Source organism: Crinalium epipsammum PCC 9333 (genome assembly GCF_000317495.1).
GTDB classification, from domain to species: domain Bacteria; phylum Cyanobacteriota; class Cyanobacteriia; order Cyanobacteriales; family PCC-9333; genus Crinalium; species Crinalium epipsammum.
In genome coordinates, this window is record NC_019753.1 from 4,213,278 (window position 1) to 4,239,780 (window position 26,503).

Genomic DNA, 26,503 nt, shown 5'->3' on the forward strand with positions numbered 1-26,503 from the left:
TTAGTTTTAGGTAAGCAAACTTGGACAAGTTAGTACAAATACATCTCTTGTACCTATACCTTCCGATGCAGGCTTAATGGGAGTTGTAAAGTGGAAAAATTCATTGTCATTTACTAATAGCAATTCCCCTGGATTAAGAATTTGGCTAAAAACAGGCTTTTGCTTTTTAGCTTTATAGAGATGTGTTTCGCCACCTTCGATATTGTGTCTATCTACTGCAAAAATACCTACAAAATCAGTCCCATCTCGATGAATTCCTTCGGGTGCTGGATTGCCATAGTTATGAGGATAACAAGTAATCCTGATTTGATGAACTCCTATTTCTGCTTCTGGGTGAAGTTTACAGGAATCACTAAAAGCTAAAACCATTCTTTTAAAAGTATCTAGCTTAATTAGTTCATCATCTAACTCTGCATACTCTCTGTTTACATTACCTAAAAGTGGGTTGTATTCTTTACTTTGAGCAAAATAACCATGTGGTAATTTGACTAATTCATTACCAGAAACATAGAAGCGAGATAATCTTCTGGAGCGATATTTTCCCTGAATATAAGGATCAACAGGCAAATTTTCAAAAAATGGTTTTAAGTCTTCTACATTTAAGGACTTTACCTTTCTCAAGGTAAACAGAAAGGCATAGTCTAAGCCAGTCGTTCCCAATGATGTTTTCATGGGATTTTACCTCTTATTCCTTGATCCCCTGTGGTTTTTTATTTAAGGATCTCTATATTTCAAGTATAAATCAGAAAATTTTTCGCGTTGTCAAGTATGTTACAAAAACGATACATTTTTTATTTATGACTTAGGCAAAACATTACCCCGGACTACATATAGAGATCACCCTAAATCCCCCTTAAAGAGGGGGACTTTGAATGTTTCCTCAATTACATTGGGGGGCTAGTTTTGATCTAGCTTTTCGACTTGCGTAAGTGCTAGATATTTATACTTAAATTTAGTTTTTAACTGCTTCTACCAAAGCTTGGCAAGCTTTTAAGAAAATAGCCACGTCTACGCCTAAACCAATGTATTGAACTCCAGCATTAATCCACTGCTTGGCGACTTCGGGATTATCAGCAAATGTACCTACAGCTTTACCAGCATTGCGAATAGTAGTGACAGATTTTTCCATTAACTCAACTACACGAGGGTCACGTACTTGACCAGGTATACCTAAAGATTGAGATAAATCATAAGGTCCAAGAAAAATCACATCAATATGGGGAACACTGACAATTTCTTGTAAGTTTTCTACCCCACGTTTACCTTCAACATGAATAACTACCAGTGATTCTTGATTAAGTTTGTCTGTGATTTGTGTTCCTGCTGCGGTGTACATACCAGCGCGGGTGTTAAATGAAAGTCCTCGTGAACCTAAAGGACTATATTTAGCACCAGTTACAACTGCTTCTGCATCTGCTTTGGTTTCTATTTGTGGTACTTGTACGCCTGCACTACCAATATCTAATGCACGTTGTATTTGTGGTGCATCATTTTTGCGGACACGGATAACTGGCGATAGTCCTACACAGTCAGCAGCGCGACATAAATCCTCTGCGACTAAGGTGTGTAAAGGACCGTGTTCCATATCTATGATGGCAAAGTCAAATCCTGCGTGTCCGCAAATTTCAATAAATGCAGGATACGCGCAGTTCATAAATGGACCAATTACGACTTCGCCTTGTTGCAGTTTGCGTTTTAGTTGGTTTTCGCGCATCAGAGTGAGGGGTAAGATTTGCTATTATAAAAATTAGGAATAAGCATCTATCTTAATAAGTAATTATAAGTGGAGGGAAATTTAGTTAACTTGTAGGTTGAAGTTAAGCGATCGCACAACAGTTTACCTGGAATCAAATCCTATATAAGGATACAAGCTTAATGTCAAATTAATGTTAGTAAGTTTTTGATAATTATTATTGTAGTGTATATTACATTTTGTCATTTAAAATAAATGTAACTTGATTTTATACTGCTGCATAAAAATTGTTAAATATAAGTTTAATTAAGTTACATTAAAAATTATAGTTTTTTAGTTGAAACACAGGACTTAATAAGTTAGTAATAATTTAATGTAAGGATCGCTACTAAGGCTAGATCAGCAAAAAGTAAGTGGTGAATGAGCAAATACTATTATAATTTTAAATGTAATCAACACTTACAGTCTTTAGTTAAGATATAGGAAATAAGATGAAAAACAATCATTCTCTAGAAGGGGCTGTTGTTTTCTTAATAGAAGACGATTCAGATATTCGCTTTTTATTTACTTTTATTTTTGAAGCAGCAGGGGCAAAAGTATGTTCTGCTGCCTGCTTAACTGAAGCTAAATCCATGTTCAAAGATTATGAAGCAACTATTGTAATTAGCGACATCAACTTACCTGACGGTAATGGATTATCTATTATGCAGGAAGTAAAAAATCGAGAGAGAGAAACCGGAAAATTAATTCCTACAATAGCTTTGACTGGGATGCCAGGGGAACAAGTGGAAGAAAACATATCAGCAGCAGGTTTTAAGCACCACTTATGCAAGCCAGTTGAAATAGATAATTTAATGGAAATGGTTGCTGGTTTAGCAGGCAATAGTTACAGCACTTTGCCTTTAAATGTAGTAAGCTAACGCGCATTTAAATTGTACATTTTATAACTCTTGAGAAAAGTTATCAAACCCTCTTCCCCTCTCTCCTCCATCCTCCCTCCCTAAAACATCAAATTTAGAAACACAACAGCTTACACCCCTCCCCGAATTCGCAGGGAGCAAAGGTAACGCGCGTGGGGGAATTCTGTACTTCACTAAATTAAAATCTGCTGTATGTGGGTGAAGTTGCAGGTATAGCTGGACATTTTATATTCTGGAACCCTTGCTCCTAAAAGGTTTGAAAAAAGCTTATAGCTGTGCGTAGCCTAAGCTGACTGCTGACTGCTATAAATAAGAAATTGAGAACGTTTAAACGTTCAAACTTGACATTGGCTACCTGTTGATGCAAATTCCCCGCTTACACCCAGATACTATTGAGCAAGTTAAGGAACGTGCAGACATCGTTGATGTTGTCTCGGAATACGTTGTTTTGCGTAAGCGTGGGAAAGATTATCAAGGTTTGTGTCCTTTCCATGAGGAAAAAACACCGAGTTTTACCGTTAGTCCTGGGAAGCAGATGTTTTACTGCTTTGGTTGTCAAGCTGGCGGTAATGCGATTAAGTTTTTGATGGAGGTAGGGAAACGGGCGTTTGGTGAGGTGGTGCTAGATTTAGCACGGCGCTATCAAGTACCTGTACAAACTCTAGAACCAGCACAAAGGCAGGAATTACAACGCCAGATATCGCAGCGAGAGCAGTTGTATGAAATTTTAGCTGTAACTACGAGTTTTTATCAACACGCTTTAAGACAACCGCAAGGAAATTTGGCGCTGGAGTATTTGAAATCTGAACGAGGTTTAGCTGAGGAAACGATTCAAAGTTTTCAGTTAGGTTATGCGCCGTCTGGTTGGGAAATTCTTTATAAATATTTGGTTGAACAAAAAAGCTTTCCAGTGCAGCTTGTAGAGCAGGCTGGTTTAATTGTACCACGTAAATCAGGGGGCGGTTATTATGACCGATTTCGCGATCGCCTGATAATTCCCATCCACGACACCCAAGGGAGAGTTATCGGTTTTGGTGGACGTACTTTAACTGATGAACAACCAAAGTATCTTAACTCACCGGAAACTGAGTTATTTGATAAGGGGAGAACTTTATTTGCGTTAGATAAGGCAAAAGATGCAATTGGTAAGCAAGATCAAGCGGTGGTGGTTGAGGGTTATTTTGATGCGATCGCACTTCACGAAGCTGGTATTAATAATGTAGTTGCATCTCTTGGTACTGCACTTAGTTTAAATCAAGTAAAACAACTGCTGCGTTACACCGATTCTAAAAGAATTATACTCAATTTTGATGCTGATGCTGCTGGAACTAACGCCGCCGAAAGAGCTATTGGCGAAATTGCTAATTTAGCTTATCAAGGGGAAGTACAGTTACGCATTCTAAACTTACCAAAAGGTAAAGATGCCGACGAATTTGTTAAAAGTAAAACTGATGGCGCGGCACAATATCAAGAATTATTAGATCATGCGCCTTTGTGGTTAGATTGGCAGATTCAACAAACATTAGTTAATCGAGATATCAGTCAATCTGACCAATTTCAGCAAGTTGCTCAACAAATGGTTAAGTTACTGAGCAATATTGAGAATGCCGCTAGTCAAACTCAGTATTTAGAACTTTGTGCAAAATTACTTGGCAAAGATGATAGCCGTTCTGTAACATTACTAATTGAAAGCTTACGAAAGCAACTTAAGAAATTAAATTTACCATTACAACCAAAAACTAACAATCAACAGCAATTTATACCTGTCCCTGCTAAAACTGATCGCGATCTTTTAAAACAAGCAGAAATCTTACTATTAAAAATTTATATACATTGCCCGCAATATCGAGAAGACATTCTTTTTGCTTTAGAAGATCGAGATTTATTATTTAGCCTTCAATATCATTTAGTGTGGCAATATTTTCAAGAATTAGCACTAAAATCACCAGGAATTATTTATACCTCCGAGGAAATTATTTCATTATTGCAAGATTTTAGTGTTAAACTACCTAAAAATATTGCTAATTTTATACATTTATTTCATCTGGACGAGAAAAGTCAGCTAGAAATTCTTAAACCACATTTGGTAATTAGGACAGCAGTTGCATCTTTAGAAAGAGTAAAGTGTGAACTACAGCGACGTTACTGTTTACAAAAGTGGCGCAATTTAGAAAAATCTGCTAAGGATTGGGTGTTTTATTATCAGCAATTTCATCAAGCTGATCGACGTATCCATGAATTAGATCTGGAACGTTATTCTAGTCTTGAAAGCTCATAATTTTTTGCGTCTAAGTATTTAATATTCCTATAGCCCAAAACCTACCGCTAGTTTTTGCTCAGGAGCGATCCCAAAGAAATTATAAAAAAAATTACGAATTGATGAGATTTATACATATAGAGGATAGCCGTAGTTACACTAAGGACAGGATAGGAGGAAACCCTTATGGTGACAACGGCTCAAGAAAAGTCTTTTCAGTCCTCCAAAGAGCGATCGCTCGTTCTATGGTTTGATGAAGTTGGGATGGCTGATGTCCACCTAGTAGGCGGTAAGAATGCTTCCTTGGGGGAAATGATTCAACAATTGACCCGCAAAGAAGTTAAAGTTCCTTTAGGATTTGCGACAACATCTTCTGCTTATCGCTATTTTATTGAGAAAGCTGGTTTAGAAGTAAAACTGCGTCAGCTATTTGCTGATTTAGATGTCGAAGATGTTAATAATTTACGTCAGCGCGGTAAACAAGCACGTTCTTTAATTTTGAATACGCCGTTTCCGCAAGATTTGCAAGATGCGATCGCCAAAAATTATCAAACAATGTGCGATCGCTATGGTATAGATACAGAAGTTGCAGTGCGTTCTTCTGCTACTGCTGAAGACTTACCCGACGCAAGTTTTGCAGGTCAACAAGAAACATATCTACACATTCAAGGAATCAAAGACGTTTTAGAAGCGTGTCATAAATGTTTTGCTTCCCTATTTACTGACCGCGCTATCTCCTATCGTCATCTTAAAGACTTCGATCACTTTGACGTTGCTTTGTCAGTCGGTATCCAAAAAATGGTACGTTCCGACTTAGCTTGTGCTGGGGTAATGTTTACTATTGATACGGAGACAGGTTTTAAAAATGCTGTTTTAATTACTGCTGCTTATGGATTAGGTGAAAACGTTGTCCAAGGTGCAGTTAATCCAGATGAATATTTAGTTTTTAAACCTACCTTAAAAGCAGGGTTTCGTCCAATTATCGAAAAACGTCTAGGAACTAAAGAATTAAAATTAGTATGCGATTTAGGCGGCTGTAAAGTTACTAAACAAGAAAAAGTACCTAAAATAGAACAGCAACAATTTGCCCTAAATGAGTACGAAGTTTTACACTTAGCACGTTGGGCGTGTATTATTGAAGACCACTATAGCGAAATACGGGGTGTTTATACCCCAATGGATATTGAATGGGCGAAAGATGGATTAACAGGGGAATTATTCATTGTCCAAGCGCGTCCAGAAACAGTACAATCTCAGAAGACTAAAAATGTTCTCCGCAGTTATCATTTACAACAACATAGCGAAGTTTTAGTAATAGGTCGTAGTGTTGGGGAAGCTATTGGTCAAGGAAAAGCTAGAGTAATTTTCGATGTTCAAAAATTAGAATTATTCCAAGCAGGGGAAGTTTTAGTAACAGATAAAACCGACCCAGATTGGGAACCAATTATGAAAAAAGCGAGTGCCATTGTTACTAACAAAGGTGGGCGCACGTGCCACGCAGCGATCATAGCACGAGAATTAGGTATACCCGCAATTGTTGGTTGTGGTGATGCTACTGATATTTTAACTACAGGGCAAGAAGTAACAGTTTCTTGTGCAGAGGGTGAAGAAGGAAAAGTTTATACAGGATTATTACCTTTTGAAGTTAAGGAGATTCCTTTAGAAAACCTCCCCCGCACTCGCACTAAAATTATGATGAATGTGGGTAATCCTGAAGAAGCATTTAGCCTTTCAGCGATTCCTAATGATGGGGTAGGATTAGCGCGGTTAGAATTTATCATTGCCAATCATATCAAAGTTCATCCACTGGCTTTAATTAACTTTGATAACTTAAAGGATGAAGAAGTTAAAAGAAAAATTGCTGCTTTAACTTTTTTGTATGAAGAAAAACCGCGCTATTTTGTAGATAAATTATCTCAAGGAGTAGCTAGAATCGCCGCAGCTTTCTATCCTAATCCGGTAGTGGTGCGGATGAGTGATTTCAAAAGTAATGAATACGCTAATCTTTTAGGTGGTAAACAGTTTGAACCACACGAAGAAAACCCGATGTTAAGTTGGCGGGGTGCGGCGCGTTATTACGATGTGCGATATCGGGATGCTTTTGCTTTAGAATGTCATGCACTTAAACGGGTACGCGATGAAATGGGATTAACAAATGTTATCCCGATGATTCCTTTTTGTCGCACACCAGAAGAAGGGCGTAAGGTGTTAGCGGAAATGGCGAAGCATGGTTTAGAGCAAGGTAAGAATGGGTTGCAAATTTATGTAATGTGCGAGTTACCTAGTAATGTAATTTTAGCTGATGAATTTAGTGAAGTTTTTGATGGTTTCTCGATTGGTTCTAATGATTTAACTCAGTTAACTTTAGGATTAGATCGAGATTCGGGTTTAGTTGCTCATTTATTTGATGAACGCAATGAAGCAGTGAAGCGGATGGTAAAAATGGCGATCGCATCTGCTAAAAGGAATAATCGCAAAATCGGTATCTGCGGTCAAGCACCGAGTGATTATCCTGAATTTGCCCGTTTTTTGGTAGAAGAGGGTATTGATTCGATGAGTTTGAACCCTGATTCAGTGCTGAAGACGCTTTTAACCGTTGCGGAAGTAGAAGGCGTGGGTTAAGAAACCCCACCCCCAACCCCCTCCCCCTCCCCGTTAACAGGGAGGGGGCAGTTTTTTTAATATTAGGGATGTTAGAGTAGAAAATAGAAAAGCTGAAGGCTGATCGCTGATCGCTGACGGCTGACTGCTATATAATAATTTATGCTTTGGGGAATTAGCTCAGTTGGTAGAGCGCTGCGATCGCACCGCAGAGGTCAGGGGTTCGAGTCTCCTATTCTCCATAACTCAAACATAGATATAGTAAAGATTATAGCTTATAAGCTATCTAAGTAACCCATCTGGTAATTTTGTGTTTTTGGGTATATTGCTAAATTTTTGGGTATACATTGGGTATATTCATATAGAGTACAACTTTTTTATACCCAATAAAAACTTCTATACCCAACACCAGTACTTCTAAAGCATCCAAGGTAATAGTAGTTGTTGAAAGTTTCAAAGATAGTTACGCCAGAAAATCTTGATGAATATTCTCTGGTATTTAAAACTCCAGAAGGAAATCCAATAGATGATGGTAATTTTAGAAATAGAGCATGGACTAAAGTTTTAGAAAAAGTCAATGTGGCATATCGCAAACCTTATAACACTAGCCATACTTTTATTTCACCCTGTCTAGAAGCTGGCATGAACCCTGTTTTCGTAGCACAAATAACTGGTCATAATGTCCAAACTTTGTATCAAAATTATGCGGACGTAGTTCCATCACGCCCGACTTTACCAGAACTATTCTAAAATTCGGATGCGACTACCTTCGATGACTCCCCAGCCTGCGGCTTAGAGTGCGGGGTCAATTACTTCGGCGCGGGTTTCGGCTTCGTTCATATTTCGCTCATCTCGATTTGCGTTAAAACACTTTTTTGTAGGTTATACAAGGGCTTGAGGATTTGCGTTAAAACACTTTTTTGTTTATTCTGCAAGGGTTTGAGGATTTTAGAGGGACTAATATCGGTTTGCGTTAAAACACTTTTATGCCCAAAAAGGGAGATAGCGAGCATAGCGGGTAGAGGTTGATTCGGATTCATCTGCCTTGATCAAGCCAGCTTCTTTGGTAGCTCCTATAATCAGAGAAACGGTTGCTACTTGTGAGTCACTCAGACGAAATCGCTCTCTTAGGGTTTGGTTAGACATTCTTTGATTATTGACGTACAACAAGCAGCAATGCTGGTAACAGGCTCTAATTCGGTCTGCTTTGCTCATGTCAGCAAAATCTTGATGGGCAAATAGCACTGCTGTTGTGCGTATCTCACCTACTCGAAAATCTGGTGCGGGTAGTTGAAATCCCTCGGCTGCGCTTACAACTTTGTCAATGCCACTGCCTTTTTCTTCACATATACGGAAAAGTCGCATTAGGTAGGCAAGTTGTTCGTTACGAGAGCGATTTTCATCAATAAATCGCTCTACTTTGATAGGCGGAATGCCAGGATTAGATATCTCAATGCGATCGCTATACATCTCGATCATCACGGAAGTTCCCGTCGCTAGAAAATCTTGATGTACTAGCGCATTAGCAATAAGTTCTCTTAGAGCCTGTTTCGGGAACATCTTTACTTCTTCCCGCACCACTTCCTCGACAAAGCGATTTTGCGGTGCTGCTGAATGGACAAAATCTACTAATCCCTCAAAGCCAACAGCATATCCTCGGATGCCTGTCGTGTCATTACGAGTTTTTAGCTTATTGATACCTTCGTAGATCACGAAACGGGCTGCTTTACGAGCTAATGTAGGGGAAAAGGCATCCAGTTTTTTCGCCAACAGGATAGCGGCTAGGTTAATGATTGTCCAACCCTGTGTTGTCTGTTTGATTAAATCTTGGCTCTGCAATCGTTCTAGGACAGCATCGCGGTTAGTTGGATAGGGTATTTTTAAAAGTTCAAAGTACGTTTGGGTATCCAGTAGGGCAATTACATCGTCAGGGCTAGCGTTACATCGAGCAGGTCGGGAAAACCAATCTTGTTGGTCTTCAGCAAAAATACTTTTTAGTACATCTGGTGTCATCGGCACCAAATCTTCTCCCACTCTCATTAGGTAGGCTCCATCAAATGCTAATGGCTGCCCAACGGGACGGGTTGGTACTTCAAAAACCAGAACTCGTCCATCAGGATGCAGCAATTCTGTAGCGTCTACTCGGAATCTGAGTTTGTCTACGATGCGAGATTTGATATCGTTGAGGTCGGTTGGGGATAGAAAAGCTTGGGAACCTACGACCCGACGTGGGAGCTTGTCGGTTACCCCTAAAACCAGATATCCACCACCTTCGTTGGCTAAAGCCACGCAATAGCGCAACAATTTGGTTGTATCATACTGTTGCTTGGCTTCTTTGAATTCTAGCCGTTCTGTTTCTGCGGGTGCATTCAGCCATTTTTCAAGGGTTTCAAGGGTAATCATGCAGCATTTACCTCTTGAGCGGTTTTTAATATTATTGATTCTGGCTTCATATAGATGGGATAGCTCATGCTTCTCCATAATCTAACTTTGTAGTACACCCTGCCTCTTTCCAGAGAACATCATCAATATTTTTAAAAGTTTGCTCGAACATTTAGCTTTACTGTGGAAACTTAATTTTTAATTAATGCTAGTTCCAGTGATTCACTATCTATCTTTTGGATCGAGAAATTCATAAAGAATTTCATCAGGTTCATCTTCAAGATCTTCCTGGTACAATGAGTTAATATTTTGAATCATTTTTGGGGCTGGAATTGAGTTAGTTTCAGGAATGCTAATAATAGAGGCGGCAGTAACCAATCTTTGCTGTAAATCTTTAACTGTAGAGGTTAACGAAGCTATATTTGTATTAAGCGAAGATACCTCTACTTCTAAGGTGTTAAAACGAGTTTCATTAGTACTTTGCTCTTCACCTAGATATTGTCCTAACGCTTCATAAATTATTTCTTCTGGGGTTTTTCCCCTCAAAACAGCTAAATGTTGAATCTTTGCCTTCCAATCAGGAGGAACTTGACAACTTACCTGGGGATTTTCTGACATTAAGAGAATTCCTGTTATTGATAACTTCCTAAAAATTGATTATAGGGGCAGGTAAGTCTGGGAATTTATAGTTAAACTAAGAAACTTCTCCAAAAAAGAATGTAGAGACCTTGTATGCAACGTCTCTACAAGGGTTCTAGCTAACGCACCTTTCATTTGCGATCAATCTATAATAAATAAAAAAGTGCGTAGGCGGAGCAGCGTAGTAGAAATCGCCTCCGTACTTCAAAAGGAAAAGCGATCGCATCTGCCCCTTTATTCCAACTGCACTTTAAAGACCATCATCTGAATTTGACATATACGCATTGAACAACGCCAACGCGCCTAAAGCCGTACTGGTAACAGCACCCCACTTCAACATCGGATTTTTATCTAGCCAATCAGTGATGCTTGGTACCACCAAATGACCAAAATCTCCCTCAACTTTGTTGTAGCCCTCAATCGGCTCAAAAACGTTATCTGGATCTGCTTCTGACTTCGGTTCATTCGTGCGCTGCCCAAGATCGCCTACCGCTACCAACAGCGCATCCACCAATTCCGGTGAGAGTCGCTGTAACACATCCAAAATTCTACCCACATCACCCACAATAAAATCACGAGTGGGATGTTCAGCCACATAGAGAATCGCATCAGCAACCAAACCCGCTTCGTAATAAGGCGGTATCCCTGTGGGCTTAACGCCTAGCTTGGTGCGAACCTTATTGTAGAATGGTGTGTTGATTACTGCTGGTTTAATACTTGTAACGCTAATAGGCATTTTCTCGTGTGCAAGCTCTACACGCAAAGATTCTATGAAGCCTTCAACCCCGTGTTTTGCTGCACTATAAGGGCTTTGTAGAGGAAGCGATCGCACTCCCTCCATTGAGGAAATATGAATTAAGGCTCCCCGCCCTTCGCGCTTGAGATGAGGTAACGCCACCATTGCCCCATATACTTGCCCCATCAAGTTAACGTCAATCACCCGCTTAAATTCTTCTGGTGTGATTTGGGCAAATTGCGCGAGAATGCCAGTAGCCGCCGCATGAACCCAAGTATCAAGCCGTCCGTATTGCTCAATTGTATAATCTGCGATCGCTTTTACCTGCTGGAAATCTGCTACATCTGCAACAATAGCCACAGCTTCTCCACCAGCGCGTTGTATTTCATCCACTAAGGAATCTAATCCAGACTTGCTACGAGCAGAAACTACTACCTTTGCACCTCGTGCAGCAAACCGGAGCGCTGTTTCCCGCCCTATGCCACTTGAAGCACCAACTACGGCGACTACCTGTTGGTTAATTGGCTTTAATTGCATTTGTGAAGATCCTTCTAAATATTGCCTTTTTAAACTGGCTCAATTAATTGCCCTCATTCTAGGCAGTAAGTAGGATATTTTCCTCTAACCAGTGAGCGCCATTATTCAGCACTTTTTCTGTCTGTAGATGGAGTTTTTATTTAGCAGCAACGGTCTACATAATTAGTTATTCTTCTCAGTATTTATTAATCAAATACTCATCTGCTACATATCTAAATTTTATCTATGTTTATAAAAACACAGTAGTTTGCTAAAATATTTGTAGAAAAAACTAATCATGCTTACCTAGTTAAATTTACATTTATATTTTTTAAATTAAAAGTTTTTCAACTTCACGTAACCTGTAATAGTCCAATTTCTATTCTTTCACTATTCATTTGTTTAATTACAGAAAATAGTAGCAAACTTAATGGCGTGAGCTTAAAAAACTTTCATCTCACTGATAATCAAGCAGATTAATTCTGGCTAACAGATTGGTAAGAAATATCAAGTAACTGCTCAATTTTAAAAATAAACTTATTTATTTTAGGGGTTAAAAATTATGGACACACAACAAAACCAACCTAGTTTACAACCGCAAAATCACCCTAAAGATTGGTCATGGCGGTTTTGGCCTCTTGTACCACTTTACCCTTATGGCAAACGGCGGACAATTTGTAGGGAAGTAGTTAAAAACACTATTTGGACATTCGATCAAATTCAGGGCATTCTCTACACTATTGTCCCGATTCGTATGACTGTAGTTAAGCTGTTTTCAGGTGGTCTTTTAGTTTATGCTCCCGTTGCCCCTACGCCAGAGTGTATCCGGCTTGTTAAGGAGTTAGCTGCTGTTCACGGTGATGTTAAATACATCATTTTGCCTACCAGTTCTGGTTTAGAACACAAAGTTTTTGTTGGCCCCTTCGCCAGATATTTTACCCAGGCACAGGTTTATGTTGCCCCTTCTCAGTGGAGTTTCCCATTCAACCTGCCGCTTACTTGGCTTGGTTTTCCCAAAAATCGCACACACTTACTCCCTGTTGATAGCAACCAAGCACCTTTTGCTTCGGAGTTTGATTATGCAGTACTCGATATTAACCTGGGGCGGGGTTCGTTTGTAGAAGTGGCAATGTTTCACAAAAATTCCCACACACTACTGGTAACTGACTCTGTGATATCTGTTTCAGAAGACCCACCAGCCATTACCCAACTAGACCCTTATCCCTTACTATTTCATGCTAGGGATAATGCCTCTGAAGAAATTGAAGATAATGCCACAAACCGCCGTAAAGGATGGCAACGCATCTCCTTGTTTGCAGTTTACTTCAGTCCGAGCGCGTTGGAAATGACTGGATTCGGTCAAGCTTTGCGCGATGCGTTTAAAGCCCCTAATCGCTCCATTAAAGCTTACTTTGGTTGGTTTCCGTTTCGTTGGAAAGAAAACTGGAAACAGTCATTTGATGCTCTGCGAGGGGGTGGACGTTTGTTTGTAGCACCTATTTTGCAAACTCTGATTCTTCCACAAGCACCAATGCAAGTGATTAATTGGGCTTCACAGGTTGCGAGTTGGGATTTCAACCAGATTATTCCCTGTCATTTTGATGCCCCAATTGCAGCAACTCCGCGTGAATTTCGGCAGGCATTCGCATTCTTAGAAAAGAAGAACGAAAGAAGTGAAAACCCACCTCTGCCAGAAGTAGATTGTAAATTTATTCAAGAACTTGAGGCTAATTTGCTGAAAATGGGTATTGCAACACCCCCAAAAGAGAAAGTTTGATCACAGAGTGCGTTTTGAGTTTAAATCACTGTTTGAATTACTATGCGATCGCACTCTTGGTTAAGCTATAAATTGAGTTGTTTTTTTGAAAAAATGATCCTGAATAAATCGGTTTTTCTTTTTAACCAAATTCTAAGTTCAAGAACCCACTTTTAAATATTCGATTCGTATGTGTTTAACTGTATGGGGTTCGTTATCATCAAACAAATCCCGATGAATTTCTTGGAATCCCAATTCTTGAAATTGGGCAAGTTCAGTGTGAGATAATGGCCAAGGAGGGCCATCGGGTTCGTCATCAGTATCACGAAGACGAGTAGTCACTAATAGCGTCCCTCCTACAGCTACAACGGATGCTACTGCTGCAATTGCCTGGGAACGTACATTTAAAGGTAATGCTTGGATGTTGCGACATTCCCAGACGAAGTTGAAAGCTTGATGCCATTCGGTTGGTAAGTTGAATAAATCGGCAACGATGTAGTTGACTGTGGAATCAGGAAATCTTTGGTGACACCATGCGATCGCAGTTGGTGAAACATCAAAAGCAGTCACTTGAAAACCTTTAAGTGCCAAAGCTTCAGCATCATCACCCAATCCACAGCCAACTACTAAAGCTCTCATACTTTCTGCTTGGTGTGAATAACCTTCTAACCAATCTTGTAAGTAGGGATGAGGTGTTAACTTTGCCCAAGGAACTTGGGAAGCATCGCCATTGGCTTCTTGATATAAAACTTCAAACCATCCAGATGGTTCAGAAGTACGCACTGCTTCTGCTGCAAGTTCTTTTACCTTGTTTTGGATGGCTGCTGGTTGTTGTTCAAACATAGTTAGAGATTTTTGTGGAGTACCAACTTAACTACATCCAAGGTACTGCTATTGAGATGGGATGAGCGATCGCTTTAAAATCTTAGTCCTGATTATCAGGGTTGGAAAGCCAAGTGAAACCTAGTTTCGTATTATCCCCCTATTTCCCTGCTGGTCACTGGAGCAATGTTTGCGTTATTGTAGCTATTGCTGGGTTTTGCGAGCGAATTTTTGGGCTGCACCTGCAAGTGTGATCCAAGTATTGTTAGTAGCTTGATTGGATTAAATAACAGTAACGATAGTTGAAGCAATATCGCCTCATAACACTGATAATTTAAGTATGCCATTAGTAACATCAGCAGTAGTTTGGGAATAATTTGGTTAGCGCAAGAAAAGCGTAAGCGTAACATTGATTCCCTCTAAAGTAACCCTTGCAGGTGGTCGCCAACGGTTTGTTGCATTGAATGTGGCATTTAATTTAATCTAGAGACAATTATGAAAGATCTGACTCGTTATCGAAACATAGGCATCTTCGCTCACGTAGATGCTGGTAAGACCACCACAACAGAAAGAATCCTCAAACTGACAGGAAAAATCCACAAAATCGGTGAAGTCCATGAAGGCGATGCAACAACCGACTTCATGCCACAAGAGCAAGAGCGTGGTATTACGATTCAGTCTGCTGCGACTACCTGTTTTTGGAATGACCACCAACTGAACCTGATTGATACCCCAGGTCACGTCGATTTCACCATTGAAGTATACCGTTCCCTTAAAGTTCTAGATGGGGGAATTGGTGTTTTCTGTGGTTCCGGTGGAGTTGAACCGCAATCTGAAACCAACTGGCGCTACGCTAACGACTCCAAAGTTGCTCGCCTCGTCTACATCAATAAACTCGATCGCACGGGTGCAGATTTTTACAACGTTGTCAAGCAAGTTGATCAAGTACTTGCTGCCAAGCCGCTAGTAATGGTGCTGCCGATTGGCATTGAAGAAAAATTTTGCGGCGTTGTCGATTTACTGACTCGTAAGGCATGGATATGGGATGATTCCGGCGATCCCATGAATTATGAGATCAAAGATGTTCCTGCCGATATGGTCGATGATGTCGAGAAATACCGCGAACAGTTGATTGAACTGGCGGTTGAACAAGACGATGAGGTGATGGAACAGTATTTGGAAGGGAATGAGCCAGATATTGAGTCAATTAAGCGCTGTATCCGCAAAGGTACTCGCGATTTGGCGTTTTTCCCCACATACTGTGGTTCCTCCTTTAAAAATAAGGGCGTACAGTTGGTGCTGGATGCCGTAGTTGACTACCTGCCTAACCCAATGGAAGTCAATCCACAGCATGAGGTTGATCTTGAAGGGAATGAAACAGGGACGTTGGCGATCGTTGATCCAGAGAAACCCTTGCGGGCGCTGGCGTTTAAGATCATGGACGATCGCTACGGTGCTTTAACGTTCACGCGCCTGTACTCTGGTACGTTGTCCAAGGGCGATACCGTACTAAATACCGCGACAGGCAAGACGGAACGCATCAGCCGTTTGGTAGAGATGCACGCCAATTCTCGCGAAGAAATTGACTCGGCTCAAGCTGGAGATATTATTGCGATCGTCGGCATGAAGAATGTCCGAACCGGACACACAATCTGCGATCCCAAATATCCCGCGACGCTAGAGCCAATGGTATTCCCAGAACCCGTAATTTCCATTGCGGTCAAACCAAAGGCGAAGGGTGGTGAAGAAAAGATGGTCGCTGCGCTCACTAAAATGGTGCAGGAAGACCCATCTTTCCACATGATGACAGATGAGGAAAGCGGCGAAACCATTCTCAAGGGCATGGGTGAGCTACATCTGGACATCAAAGTGGACATTCTCAGACGCACTCACGGGGTAGACGTGGAGGTAGGTAAACCACAGGTAGCCTACCGCGAGTCGATTACGAAGCGCCTAGAAGACGAATACGTTCACAAGAAGCAGTCTGGTGGTTCTGGTCAATTTGCCAAAATCGGCTATGTGATTGAGCCAGGTGAACCAGGTAGTGGCTTCCTGTTTGAGTCGAAAGTGACTGGTGGCAGCGTACCCAGAGAGTATTGGGCATCGGTGCAAAAAGGCTTTGAGAGCAGCATTGACCGAGGCGTATTGGCTGGGTTCCCCTGCATGGACTTTAAGTTCACCCTGCTTGATGGAGGTTTCCACCCTGTTGACTCGTCAGCAATGGCGTTTGAAATTGCGGCAAAAGCAGCCTATCGGCAGTCTGTTCCTAAAGCTGCGCCTCAGTTGCTTGAACCAATTATGAATGTCGATGTATTCACACCAGATGATTACATGGGCGATGTCATCGGTGACCTCAACCGCCGTCGCGGGATGATGAAATCTCAGGAGACAGGTCAGACAGGCGCACGCATTAAGGCGGATGTGCCTTTGAGCGAAATGTTTGGCTACATTGGCGACCTGCGTACCATGACATCTGGGCGTGGACAGTTCTCCATGTCCTTCTCGCACTACGCTCCTTGCCCAAATAACATCGCCGAAGAAGTGATTAAGGAAGTGAAAGAGCGTCAGGCTGCAAGCTAGTTAGGGCATTGGCTCCAGTGATCAGAATTGTTGGAGCCAATCACATATAGCAATCCTTAGTTAATGGTGATTTGCTTAGTGTCTGGTTCACAAAGGTCTTGGCATTTAGTCTTAGGCAGATGCCCATACTACGGATAATCATAATAAAATTAACAACCCTTGGCTCTACTTAGTTGCCAGGGTTTTTTATATCTTCTTGCGCCTATCCTTTCAGTTTCAGACTTTGTTTAAACCTAACAAAAGCTGAGATTTTCACTGAGGGTTAAAGGCTGCATCCCTCATCAAGTATTCCTTTTGGTAGGGTTGTCACCCCGTCAGCCTTCATAGCTTACCCTTGCTGCTGATACCATCACACAAATGTCTGTCGCTTTCTTCCACATTAGGGTTGTTCTGCAAATAGTCGTGCGCCCAATTGCAACCCTTTAACAGCAAATCATCTAAATCTACTGTGTTGTCCCAACTTGCCGAAGCAATAGTTTGACCGTCGGGACTAAAGGCGACACTATTGACATAATCGCTATGCCCAGTGAGAGTTTGCAATTCCCGACCAGCTAAATTCCACAACTTCACCGTCTTGTCGTTACTTGCCGAAGCAATAGTTTGACCGTCGGGACTAAAGGCGACACTATTGACATAATCGCTATGCCCAGTGAGAGTTTGCAATTCCCGACCAGCTAAATTCCACAACTTTACCGTCTTGTCCCAACTTGCCGAAGCAATAGTTCGACCGTCGGGACTAAAGGCGACACTATAGACATAACTGCTATGCCCAGTGAGAGTTTGCAATTCCTGACCAGCTAAATTCCACAACTTCACCGTCTTGTCGTTACTTGCCGAAGCAATAGTTTGACCGTCGGGACTAAAGGTGACACTATAGACATAACTGCCATGCCCAGTGAGAGTTTGCAATTCCCGACCAGCTAAATTCCACAACTTCACCGTCTTGTCCCAACTTGCCGAAGCAATAGTTTGACCATCGGGACTAAAGGCGACACTTTTGACAGCAGTGCCATGCCCAGTGAGAGTTTGCAATTCCCGACCAGCTAAATTCCACAACTTCACCGTGTTGTCGTTATTTGCCGAAGCAATAGTTTGACCGTCGGGACTAAAGGCGACACTATTGACAGCATTGCCATGCCCAGTGAGAGTTTTCAATTCCCGACCAGCTAAATTCCACAACTTCACCGTGTTGTCGTTACTTGCCGAAGCAATAGTTTGACCGTCGGGACTAAAGGCGACACTATAGACATAACTGCTATGCCCAGTGAGAGTTTTCAATTCCCGACCAGCTAAATTCCACAACTTCACCGTCTTGTCGTTACTTGCCGAAGCAATAGTTTGACCGTCGGGACTAAAGGCGACACTATAGACATAACTGCTATGCCCAGTGAGAGTTTTCAATTCCCGACTAGCTAAATTCCACAACTTCACCGTCTTGTCGTTACTTGCCGAAGCAATAGTTTGACCGTCGGGACTAAAGGCGACACTATTGACAGGACTGCTATGCCCAGTGAGAGTTTGCAATTCCCAACCAGCTAAATTCCACAACTTCACCGTGTTGTCGTTACTTGCCGAAGCAATAGTTTGACCGTCGGGACTAAAGGTGACACTTTTGACAGGACTGCTATGCCCAGTGAGAGTTTGCAATTCCCGACCAGCTAAATTCCACAACTTCACCGTGTTGTCGTTACTTGCCGAAGCAATAGTTTGACCGTCGGGACTAAAGGTGACACTTTTGACAGAACTGCTATGTCCTGCAAAGCGATTACGTTCTCTAATTCCATAAACCACTTGTTGCAGCGCAGTTACAACTCGCACGCGAGTATCAGTTTTTATTCCATCTATCTGTTTGAGTGTTACCCCTGCACGAATAGCTTCTCTAAGTGCATCTAGTTCTTGATGAGATTGCCACAGCGCATCTGCATAGCGACTCAAAGCATCAATTTGGCTGCGTTGCAAATCTTCTGCCCGTTTTTTTTGATACTCTGCTTCCTGCCTAAGTTGTGCTAATAATCCTGCTTCTTGTTGTTGGCGAATAAATGGGACAAGATAATCGTGAACCAATTGATAGCGATTAGCTGGAAAGTCTGGTACTAAAAATACTATGCCTGACCCTACTAAAATTTCTAATACTAAATCTAATGAAATTGGTTGTTCATATTCCCCTCTTTCTAAGGGGGGTTGAGGGGGTCTAAGCGAATCAATTTTTAACCCTGCTGCCTCTAAATCTTTGGCTAATTCATCGCGAGTCTTTAGAGGACGAGTGCCGTTTTCATTTGTTAAAAAATACAGAACCAATCGGGCAATATCTTCTTGTTGTCCTCCGCAGTCGGTAATCACTTCTTCTAAAGATTTTTCTACTAACTTTTCTTTAGGATTTTCGCCTAACTGCTGATATTTTTCTAAAGTATTAATATTCTCTGTTTGCAGTTGCGCTCCCACTACCTGCAACTCAATCGGGCGCACTTCTCCCGCAGCCCCAGCTAAATCTTTGACTAATTGCTCGATTAATTCCTCTGGCAACCTAAACTGCGAACCATCTGTCAATTCGCGGATAACTGCTTTAGTGCGTTCAACTGAAAAATTGCCTAAATAATACAAAATATTTTTATCTAAAATATTTTGATTAATAACATCTAAAGTTATTAAACGATTAAAGTCTAATAAATAATGCAAATAATCTTCCCGCAAAGATAAAATTACTTTTACAAAAGGAATATCTAAACAAACTCTGATAAATTCATATAGCTTGCGCCGCTCAACTATCTCAGTACAAGCAAAGAAGAATTCTTCAAACTGATCAAATATTAAAACAGTTAATAAATTTTGTTCGACATTCTGTTTTAATTGCTTAATAATAGCTTCTAAAGATGCAGTATCAGGATTGAGGTTGCTTTGATTCAACCGCTTTTTTAACCAAAAACTTAGTTCTCTGAGCCAATTTGTATAAACTCTAACTAATACAGGTAAAGCATTGCGACTATCAATTATTTGCTTTTCTAAAGCTGGAACTAAACCCGCCAATAATAACGAGCTTTTACCCACCCCAGAAATACCGTGAATTATGATTAATCTTTGGTCATTTCGACTTAGTTTATTAATCAAGATCTTGACATCTTGCTGCAAACTGGCAGCAATTATCTTTTCTCGTTCTTTAATATTAATATCTGGGGATTCTAGAGAAGTATTAATGGCTCTTTTTAAAGGCTCAAGCCTAATTGCACCGATAAAAGGTCGAAAACGATATTGCGATTCAATAGCTCGTTGTTGCTGCTTAAATTTAAATGCTTCTAAATATTTATTTTGTTGATAAGAGAGAAAGCGCAAGTTTTCTAAAATATTAATGTAAAACTGTGGATCGTATTCAGGGTTGCTTTCTTCTAGAGCCTTTTCTAGATTATTAATTGCTTCGCTAGTTTGATTTAAATGCTGCTGCGATCGCGCTAACAAAAATTGATATAAACCACGCCCATAAGTAATATCAGTAACTTTTTCTAGAGTTTGCAGTGATTGTTGAGCCAATTCCTTTGCTTTTTCCCAGTCTGACTGATTTAAAGCTACCTCTGCTAAAAAGCCGTAATTTTCAGCTAATTCGCTGAAATTGTTATCTTGTTGGTGTAGTGCGATCGCTTTTTCCGCAAGTATCTGCAACTCTGCCCAAGCTTCTAAACGTCGTAAAATTCTCCCTAATTTATTAATATGTTGGCTTACTACATCTAGACGTTTAGCTTGCTCAAATAAATTAATACATTGTTGAAGATAGTTTTTACTTTCTTGCCAATACTGCCGACTAGATAAACGATTTTGTTCAGCTTTATCTTCATAACATACAGCAATGTCAATTAATATTTTTTCTTGCCGTTCTAAATTATCGGACTGCTGCCAATAAGCTAAACTTTTCTGATAATTATTTAAAGCATCATCTAGGCGATTATTAAAATAATTTTCTATTCCTAAAATGAATTTTTCACTGGCTTGTAAATCTGGCTCTAATAGTTGTTCACAACTCTGACACTCTTGAAAAGCTGCTTTGATTTCCTGACAAATTGCTAGATTAAGTTTTGGGCTTTTAAACACCCCATCAGTCTGTTGACGCAGAAATTTTAATAATTCATCTTGAGATAGTTTAAATTCAGTTATAGTTGCCCAACTTTCAAAATCTCGTGCTAACCGCCTCAGCTTTTTTAGCACCTCATCATTCACCCATAAAATCAACGGAAATGGAAAGCTGAGGCGGAACTCTTCTCGGACTTGGTTGGCAGAAGTGAGCAATGATTCCATATTAACTACAGCATCTAAACCAAATACCCTTAATGCTTGTGGCTGTTCTGAACCGAGTTTTTCTTGAATACCTGTATAAAGTGTTTTGGTAAGTTGATCTAAACTTATTTCCTCAATTGGAACCGGAGATAATTCTTTTAGGCGTTGCGCCATGCGATCGCGCAATGCAGCATAATTACAACGTGCTAAAATTAGCGAAAATTGCCCCTGAGATAGCCTAATTGCCCTTACCAGAGCCTTTAGAGAATTTTCATTAAAGACATTAATATCTTCCGGTTCTTCAGTGCGATTCATGGCTGAAACTCTTTAGCTTCTTTCAAAATTGGATTGATATCAAACCAAGACCCCTCATTATCTCGGTACTCAAATACAAACATATCCCGTACTAGAGTTTGATATTTTTCCTCACCTCTAATAATCTGTTGTTGTGCTACTTCCCGTAATAATGTCCATTCGTTCTCGTCAATTCCTAAAGATAATTCATTACATCGCTGCTTAATGACATCTTCTATACACGCCTGCGGGAAAGGCGGATCTTCTCTTTCCAAACAGCGCCGCAATAACATTAGTAAATTTCGCACATGACCGCCACTAACTCGGCAAAGTCTTTCTAAAGTTTCAGGACTATCAAAAACTTCCGTAATTAAATCGTAGCGTCTAACTATATTTTCATCAGGAAAAGCCCTCGCCATAACCATCTGTGATAAAAGTGCCATTCCTTCTTTACATTCACCACCGCCTTGACGCAACTCCACAGGAACCATTGGCAAAACCTTGGGATCTTTCCCAAATCTATTCGCCAACCTGCCCAAAGCATTAGAAAAAACCAATATTAGCGGCACTGTATACACTACATGGCAATGCAGTTGATTTAACTGTTCTCCCCGTTCTATAAATAAATATTCTGGCTGTATCTGCCCATTTGGTTTAATGGAATTATCCAAGCGATCAAGATTATCAACAATAACAACTAAACCTTTCTTATCTTTCTGCTTAAGTATTTTCTGAGCAGGTTTTAATATTTCCTGATTAATCGCATTTATAATGCTGTTAGTGCGTGGTTCTAGGTATTGCCTTAATTTACTGCGAAGATTAGGGCTATCTTTTGTTTTAGCGGTAATTTTAGCAATTACTACACTAAACTCACCTTCAAACTCTAGCGGCGTTTGTAATAATTCCCCAATACTGGTAAATAAATTAGCAAAAAAGCCTGGTTGCAACTTAATGCCAATAGCTTGTAAACTTTCACTCAGCTGACGAGCGATCGCTAACAGAATATCTGTTACATCAACGTCTGCCATTTCCAAAACTTGGCTAGACTCGAAATAAACAGCATGAAATCCTTGTTTCTCTAACTCTGCCTTAAGTAGCTGCAATTCTGTAGATTTCCCACAACCAATATGCCCTGTAAATAAATTGCAAGTTGGTTGATCCACAGAAAGTTTAATGCTGCGTCCCAACTCCCGCACAATATTGACCCCTCGTACCGATGAGAAATCAATATAATATTTGCGATCTTCAGCCTTGCTTACAACTAAGGGGCTAGGATTACACGCTTGATAAAATTTCGCTATATTCAGTGACATTGCGATCGCCTCACCTGTAGACTTAAGCCTGCTCTCTAATCTCGCTATTTTATAGCCCACATATAGTATGTAGTATATAGATCTTCAATAGTTTAGCGATTTGCCTAAGATACGCTACGCCAAAGCCAAACTGTCCAAAATATCAGGATTGGGCATACTACAGCATAATGATGGTTAAAATTAGACCCAGTGAGTTCGCCTAAAACACCCAGTATGCTACGCCTCACAGAAATTAAGCTGCCCCTGGATCACGATGAAAGTGAGATCCAAGCAGCCATCCTCAAAAAACTGCAAATCACAGCCGCCGATTTAATTAGCTACTCAATTTTCAAGCGCAGCTACGATGCCCGCAAGCGAGGAGAAATCTTCCTAGTTTATATCTTGGACATCGAAACCACTCAAGAAAAACGTTTGCTGCAACGTTTTAAAAAAGATCCCCACGTCATACCGACCCCCGACACGACTTATCGCTTCGTTGCCCAAGCTCCTAGAGACTTAGCAACTCGTCCCATCGTGATTGGAACGGGTCCCTGCGGGCTGTTTGCGGGGCTGTTGCTGGCTCAAATGGGGTTTCGCCCGATTATATTAGAACGGGGCAAATCCGTGCGCGATCGCAGCGTCGATACCTTTGGTTTTTGGATCAAAAAAAGACTTAATCCTGAATCTAACGCTCAGTTTGGTGAAGGCGGCGCGGGTACTTTTTCTGATGGTAAACTCTACAGTCAGGTGAGCGACCCCCATCACTACGGGCGTAAAGTACTTACCGAGCTAGTCAATGCTGGGGCTGACCCCGAAATCCTGTATATCAACAAACCCCACATCGGCACCTACCGACTGGTGAAAATAGTCCAGACTATGCGTGCCAAGATCGAATCTTTGGGAGGCGAAATCCGCTTTCAAAGTCGAGTTGAAGACCTCCATATTGAACAAGGACAGGTGCGCGGTGTCACCCTCGCCAGTGGAGAATATATTGCCAGCAATCATGTCGTGCTGGCAGTTGGTCACAGTGCTAGAGACACCTTTGGAATGCTGCTGGAGCGGGGTGTCTACATGGAGGCTAAACCCTTTTCTATCGGCTTTCGGATCGAGCATCCCCAATCTGTGATCGATCGCTGTCGCTTTGGTTCGCTGGCAGGTCATCCAGTTTTAGGTGCGGCAGACTACAAGCTTGTCCACCACTGCCAAAATGGTCGCTCTGTATATAGTTTCTGTATGTGTCCAGGCGGCACAGTGGTCGCTGCTGCTTCTGAGCCTGGGCGACTGGTAACAAATGGTATGAGCCAATATGCCCGCGACGAGTCGAATGCTAACAGCGCGATCGTTGTCGGTATTACCCCCGATGACTATCCAGGTAGCCCATTGGCGGGAATGGATTTGCAACGCCGTCTGGAAGAACAGGCATTTAAGCTAGGCGGTGGCACTTACTATGCCCCTGGACAACTGGTGGGTGACTTTCTTAACCATCGACCCTCTACTACACTAGGTACGGTGCAGCCTTCCTACAAGCCAGGGGTGCAGTTGGGGGATTTAAGTACAAGCTTACCGGATTATGCGATCGCAGCTATCCGCGAAGCAATACCCGCCTTCGATCAAAAAATCCCAGGCTTTGCCATGAATGATGCAATCTTAACTGGGGTAGAAACCCGCACATCATCGCCAATTCGGATTAAGCGCCAAGAAGACTGCCAAAGTATCAATACCGCCGGACTCTATCCGGCTGGAGAAGGGGCGGGATACGCTGGAGGCATCTTATCTGCTGGCATTGATGGCATTAGAGTGGCGGAGGCGGTTGCCTTGAGTATGCTGAGAGCCAATGAGGGTATTTTATTAAATTCTAAATAAAAACATGATTCTAATAAAATAGAATTATCAAAATGTAACTTTATATAACAGGGTGGAAGCGTGTGACTACAACATCTTCGACAATACCAGCCCAAGACATCGAGTTAAAACCTAGTTATACAATACCTTTGGTGCTTGTGATTGCTGCTATCCCCATGCTGCTAGTGCAAGCATTTGTGAGTTGTGCGATCGCAGCTTTTGGGTTGTTTTTGTTGTTTCAGGCTGCAACAATCCGTTTAAAATTTACAGAAACAGCTTTGGATGTTTATCGCTCTGAAACTTTAATTCGGCGCTTTCCTTACCAAGACTGGCAGAATTGGCAAATTTTTTGGACACCAGTGCCAATTTTGTTTTACTTCAAAGAAGTCAAGAGTATCCACTTTCTCCCGATTTTATTTGACCCTAAAATGTTAAAAACCTGCTTAGAGCAACGCTGTCCAGTTAGCTCTAAATCATCAAATGATTAGTTGTTTAATTCGTTGTTATTTGTTAATTGTTAAATGAATTTAGAAGAACATCAAACCCAATCAGTACCAGAACACGAGCAACCGTCACCTATTGAGGTAGTAGACAATTTAGAAGAGCAAACTGCTAAATCTGAGGAAGTAACAGACGAAACGCTACTAGAAACACCACAGGTAGAACCCGCCGAAGCTAGTACAGATAATGTGGTAGCAGTAATCGAAGTAACAACGGCAGAGTTAGTAACCGAGGAAACGGCTGAATTTAACACCATAGCCGAAGAGATTGAAGTAGCAGTGGTCGAGTTAGTGGCAGATGAAACTGCTGAACCTACTACAGTAGAAGATGTTGAAGCAGTAACAGTATTAGCTGAAAACACAATTGCGGAATTAACAGCACGTGTAGAGCAACTACAGCAACAAGAACTGGAATTACTTCAAGAAGTTGCTACGCTGCAAGCTTCCCAAAAAATGTTGAGTTCACAGATAAGTGAAAACCAGGCAATTTTAGGGAGGATAGTACAAGAAGGTTTATCTGAGCTAGAGCAACGTAAACAAACACTGCAAATTACTGTTGAACAACTCGAAAAAAGGCGCGATCGCATTAACGAGGAAATGCGTAAAACTTTTGCTGGTGTGTCCCAAGATCTAGCAATTCGGGTACAAGGTTTTAAAGATTATCTAGTTGGTAGTTTACAAGATTTAGTAGTAGCAGCCGAACAGTTAGAACTACCAACAGCACCGGAACCAGTAAAACAAGTTACTGTAGTCACACCTACGTCTGCAAAATCCACAACATCAAGCGCAACTCCGCAATTTACAGAACAAAGTTTTCAAAAGACTGCCAAACAAATTCGCGGCTTAATAGATCAATACCGCAACGCGCCGGACTACTACGGCGCAGCTTGGCAACTACGACGCACATTTGAACCAGTTCACGCAGAACGGGTTTCTAACTGGTTCTTCACGCAAGGTGGGCGTGGTGCAATTCGCACTATGGGGAGCAGATTACAAAATATTTTGGTCGCTTCGGCTGTGATTTCCATATTACGCGATCTATATAGCGATCGCCTGCGTACCTTAGTGCTTGCCAACTCCCCAGAAAGATTGGGAGAATGGCGACGTGGTTTGCAAGATTGTTTAGGCATTTCACGCAGCGACTTCGGACCAGAGCGCGGACTGGTTTTGTTTGAAGATCCAGAACCATTAGTTTTGAAAGCAGATCGATTGGTTAAGCAAGGACAAATGCCTCTAGTTTTGGTTGATGAAACCGAAGAGCAAATTAATCTGTCGCTGCTACAATTTCCCCTGTGGTTAGCTTTTGCTCCCGATCCTCAACAAATGTCTAGGGAGAGCGATTTTAGATTTTAACAATTATCAATTATCAATTATCAATTATCAATGAAGAGTTATTAACTCCCCTGCAACTGA

At 41.2% G+C, this 26,503-nt stretch carries 17 protein-coding genes, 1 tRNA gene and 1 pseudogene; 10 read left to right on the forward strand and 9 right to left on the reverse strand.

The window, feature by feature from the left end; translation table 11 throughout:
• Window positions 1–6 precede the first annotated feature (6 nt).
• Both CRI9333_RS18295 and CRI9333_RS18300 read right to left on the reverse strand, forming a co-directional pair.
• Window positions 7–672, reverse strand: a complete 666-nt coding sequence (locus CRI9333_RS18295; protein ID WP_015204658.1) for a 2OG-Fe dioxygenase family protein — start codon at window positions 670–672, stop codon at window positions 7–9.
• Between the two features lie 280 nt (window positions 673–952).
• A complete protein-coding gene (locus CRI9333_RS18300) occupies window positions 953–1,714 on the reverse strand; it encodes an HpcH/HpaI aldolase family protein (RefSeq protein ID WP_015204659.1) in 762 nt (253 codons plus the stop codon).
• Between the two features lie 470 nt (window positions 1,715–2,184).
• Between CRI9333_RS18300 and CRI9333_RS18305 the strand changes: the two genes are divergently transcribed.
• From CRI9333_RS18305 to CRI9333_RS18325, 5 genes are all read left to right on the forward strand, one after another.
• Complete coding sequence (locus CRI9333_RS18305) at window positions 2,185–2,613, forward strand: response regulator (protein ID WP_015204660.1); 429 nt, start codon at window positions 2,185–2,187, stop codon at window positions 2,611–2,613.
• Between the two features lie 361 nt (window positions 2,614–2,974).
• The gene (dnaG, locus tag CRI9333_RS18310) at window positions 2,975–4,891 is read left to right on the forward strand and encodes a DNA primase (RefSeq protein ID WP_015204661.1); all 1,917 of its coding nucleotides are present in this window, start codon (window positions 2,975–2,977) and stop codon (window positions 4,889–4,891) included.
• Between the two features lie 165 nt (window positions 4,892–5,056).
• Window positions 5,057–7,492 (forward strand): phosphoenolpyruvate synthase, encoded by a 2,436-nt coding sequence (gene ppsA, locus CRI9333_RS18315; protein ID WP_015204662.1) that lies wholly within the window; start codon window positions 5,057–5,059, stop codon window positions 7,490–7,492.
• Between the two features lie 148 nt (window positions 7,493–7,640).
• Window positions 7,641–7,713, forward strand: a tRNA-Ala gene (locus tag CRI9333_RS18320).
• 202 nt (window positions 7,714–7,915) lie between these two features.
• Complete coding sequence (locus tag CRI9333_RS18325) at window positions 7,916–8,221, forward strand: hypothetical protein (RefSeq protein ID WP_041226110.1); 306 nt, start codon at window positions 7,916–7,918, stop codon at window positions 8,219–8,221.
• A gap of 234 nt (window positions 8,222–8,455) precedes the next feature.
• Here the strand turns inward: CRI9333_RS18325 and CRI9333_RS18330 are convergent, their stop codons facing one another.
• The 4 genes and pseudogenes from CRI9333_RS18330 to CRI9333_RS18340 form a co-directional block, all read right to left on the reverse strand.
• Entirely contained in the window at window positions 8,456–9,874 is a 1,419-nt protein-coding gene (locus CRI9333_RS18330) for an ATP-binding protein (protein WP_015204664.1), read from the reverse strand.
• Between the two features lie 70 nt (window positions 9,875–9,944).
• A pseudogene (locus CRI9333_RS28410) lies at window positions 9,945–10,025 on the reverse strand (type I restriction-modification system subunit M N-terminal domain-containing protein); the annotation flags it as partial.
• A gap of 53 nt (window positions 10,026–10,078) precedes the next feature.
• The gene (locus CRI9333_RS18335) at window positions 10,079–10,471 is read right to left on the reverse strand and encodes a hypothetical protein (RefSeq protein WP_015204665.1); all 393 of its coding nucleotides are present in this window, start codon (window positions 10,469–10,471) and stop codon (window positions 10,079–10,081) included.
• A gap of 271 nt (window positions 10,472–10,742) precedes the next feature.
• Window positions 10,743–11,765 (reverse strand): SDR family oxidoreductase, encoded by a 1,023-nt coding sequence (locus CRI9333_RS18340; RefSeq protein ID WP_015204666.1) that lies wholly within the window; start codon window positions 11,763–11,765, stop codon window positions 10,743–10,745.
• 541 nt (window positions 11,766–12,306) lie between these two features.
• On the opposite strand from CRI9333_RS18340, the gene CRI9333_RS18345 reads away from it, so the two are divergent.
• Window positions 12,307–13,521, forward strand: a complete 1,215-nt coding sequence (locus CRI9333_RS18345; protein ID WP_015204667.1) for a DUF4336 domain-containing protein — start codon at window positions 12,307–12,309, stop codon at window positions 13,519–13,521.
• Window positions 13,522–13,659: 138 nt separating this feature from the next.
• On the opposite strand, the gene CRI9333_RS18350 is transcribed toward CRI9333_RS18345, so the two are convergent.
• A complete protein-coding gene (locus CRI9333_RS18350; RefSeq protein ID WP_015204668.1) occupies window positions 13,660–14,343 on the reverse strand; it encodes a class I SAM-dependent methyltransferase in 684 nt (227 codons plus the stop codon).
• Between the two features lie 474 nt (window positions 14,344–14,817).
• On the opposite strand from CRI9333_RS18350, the gene fusA reads away from it, so the two are divergent.
• Window positions 14,818–16,902, forward strand: a complete 2,085-nt coding sequence (gene fusA, locus CRI9333_RS18360; RefSeq protein WP_015204669.1) for an elongation factor G — start codon at window positions 14,818–14,820, stop codon at window positions 16,900–16,902.
• Window positions 16,903–17,223: 321 nt separating this feature from the next.
• Here the strand turns inward: fusA and CRI9333_RS18365 are convergent, their stop codons facing one another.
• A complete protein-coding gene (locus CRI9333_RS18365) occupies window positions 17,224–21,477 on the reverse strand; it encodes an nSTAND1 domain-containing NTPase (protein WP_015204670.1) in 4,254 nt (1,417 codons plus the stop codon).
• Window positions 21,474–22,769, reverse strand: a complete 1,296-nt coding sequence (locus CRI9333_RS18370; protein WP_015204671.1) for a P-loop NTPase fold protein — start codon at window positions 22,767–22,769, stop codon at window positions 21,474–21,476. The genes CRI9333_RS18365 and CRI9333_RS18370 overlap by 4 nt, the downstream gene beginning before the upstream one ends.
• A 213-nt stretch (window positions 22,770–22,982) precedes the next feature.
• Here CRI9333_RS18370 and CRI9333_RS18375 point away from each other — a divergent pair, with 213 nt between their 5' ends.
• The 3 genes from CRI9333_RS18375 (at window position 22,983) to CRI9333_RS18385 (ending at window position 26,443) form a co-directional block, all read left to right on the forward strand.
• Window positions 22,983–24,611: an NAD(P)/FAD-dependent oxidoreductase gene (locus tag CRI9333_RS18375; protein ID WP_015204672.1), complete on the forward strand. Its 1,629-nt coding sequence runs from the start codon at window positions 22,983–22,985 to the stop codon at window positions 24,609–24,611.
• Window positions 24,612–24,673: 62 nt separating this feature from the next.
• Window positions 24,674–25,078 carry a DUF3119 family protein gene (locus tag CRI9333_RS18380; protein WP_015204673.1) on the forward strand — a complete coding sequence of 135 codons (405 nt, stop codon included), beginning with the start codon at window positions 24,674–24,676 and terminating at the stop codon, window positions 25,076–25,078.
• A 33-nt stretch (window positions 25,079–25,111) separates the two neighbouring features.
• On the forward strand, window positions 25,112–26,443 hold the full coding sequence (locus tag CRI9333_RS18385) for a DUF3086 domain-containing protein (protein ID WP_015204674.1): 1,332 nt from the start codon (window positions 25,112–25,114) through the stop codon (window positions 26,441–26,443).
• Window positions 26,444–26,503: the final 60 nt, after the last annotated feature.

Coding starts and splice junctions, on each gene's coding strand:
- ppsA (WP_015204662.1), top strand. CDS start 5,057: ATGGTGACAACGGCTCAAGAAAAGTCTTTTCAGTCCTCCAAAGAGCGA.
- CRI9333_RS18385 (WP_015204674.1), top strand. CDS start 25,112: ATGAATTTAGAAGAACATCAAACCCAATCAGTACCAGAACACGAGCAA.
- CRI9333_RS18345 (WP_015204667.1), top strand. CDS start 12,307: ATGGACACACAACAAAACCAACCTAGTTTACAACCGCAAAATCACCCT.
- CRI9333_RS18300 (WP_015204659.1), bottom strand. CDS start 1,714: ATGCGCGAAAACCAACTAAAACGCAAACTGCAACAAGGCGAAGTCGTA.
- CRI9333_RS18305 (WP_015204660.1), top strand. CDS start 2,185: ATGAAAAACAATCATTCTCTAGAAGGGGCTGTTGTTTTCTTAATAGAA.
- CRI9333_RS18295 (WP_015204658.1), bottom strand. CDS start 672: ATGAAAACATCATTGGGAACGACTGGCTTAGACTATGCCTTTCTGTTT.
- CRI9333_RS18375 (WP_015204672.1), top strand. CDS start 22,983: ATGCTACGCCTCACAGAAATTAAGCTGCCCCTGGATCACGATGAAAGT.
- CRI9333_RS18335 (WP_015204665.1), bottom strand. CDS start 10,471: ATGTCAGAAAATCCCCAGGTAAGTTGTCAAGTTCCTCCTGATTGGAAG.
- CRI9333_RS18365 (WP_015204670.1), bottom strand. CDS start 21,477: ATGAATCGCACTGAAGAACCGGAAGATATTAATGTCTTTAATGAAAAT.
- dnaG (WP_015204661.1), top strand. CDS start 2,975: ATGCAAATTCCCCGCTTACACCCAGATACTATTGAGCAAGTTAAGGAA.
- CRI9333_RS18350 (WP_015204668.1), bottom strand. CDS start 14,343: ATGTTTGAACAACAACCAGCAGCCATCCAAAACAAGGTAAAAGAACTT.
- CRI9333_RS18340 (WP_015204666.1), bottom strand. CDS start 11,765: ATGCAATTAAAGCCAATTAACCAACAGGTAGTCGCCGTAGTTGGTGCT.
- fusA (WP_015204669.1), top strand. CDS start 14,818: ATGAAAGATCTGACTCGTTATCGAAACATAGGCATCTTCGCTCACGTA.
- CRI9333_RS18370 (WP_015204671.1), bottom strand. CDS start 22,769: ATGTCACTGAATATAGCGAAATTTTATCAAGCGTGTAATCCTAGCCCC.
- CRI9333_RS18330 (WP_015204664.1), bottom strand. CDS start 9,874: ATGATTACCCTTGAAACCCTTGAAAAATGGCTGAATGCACCCGCAGAA.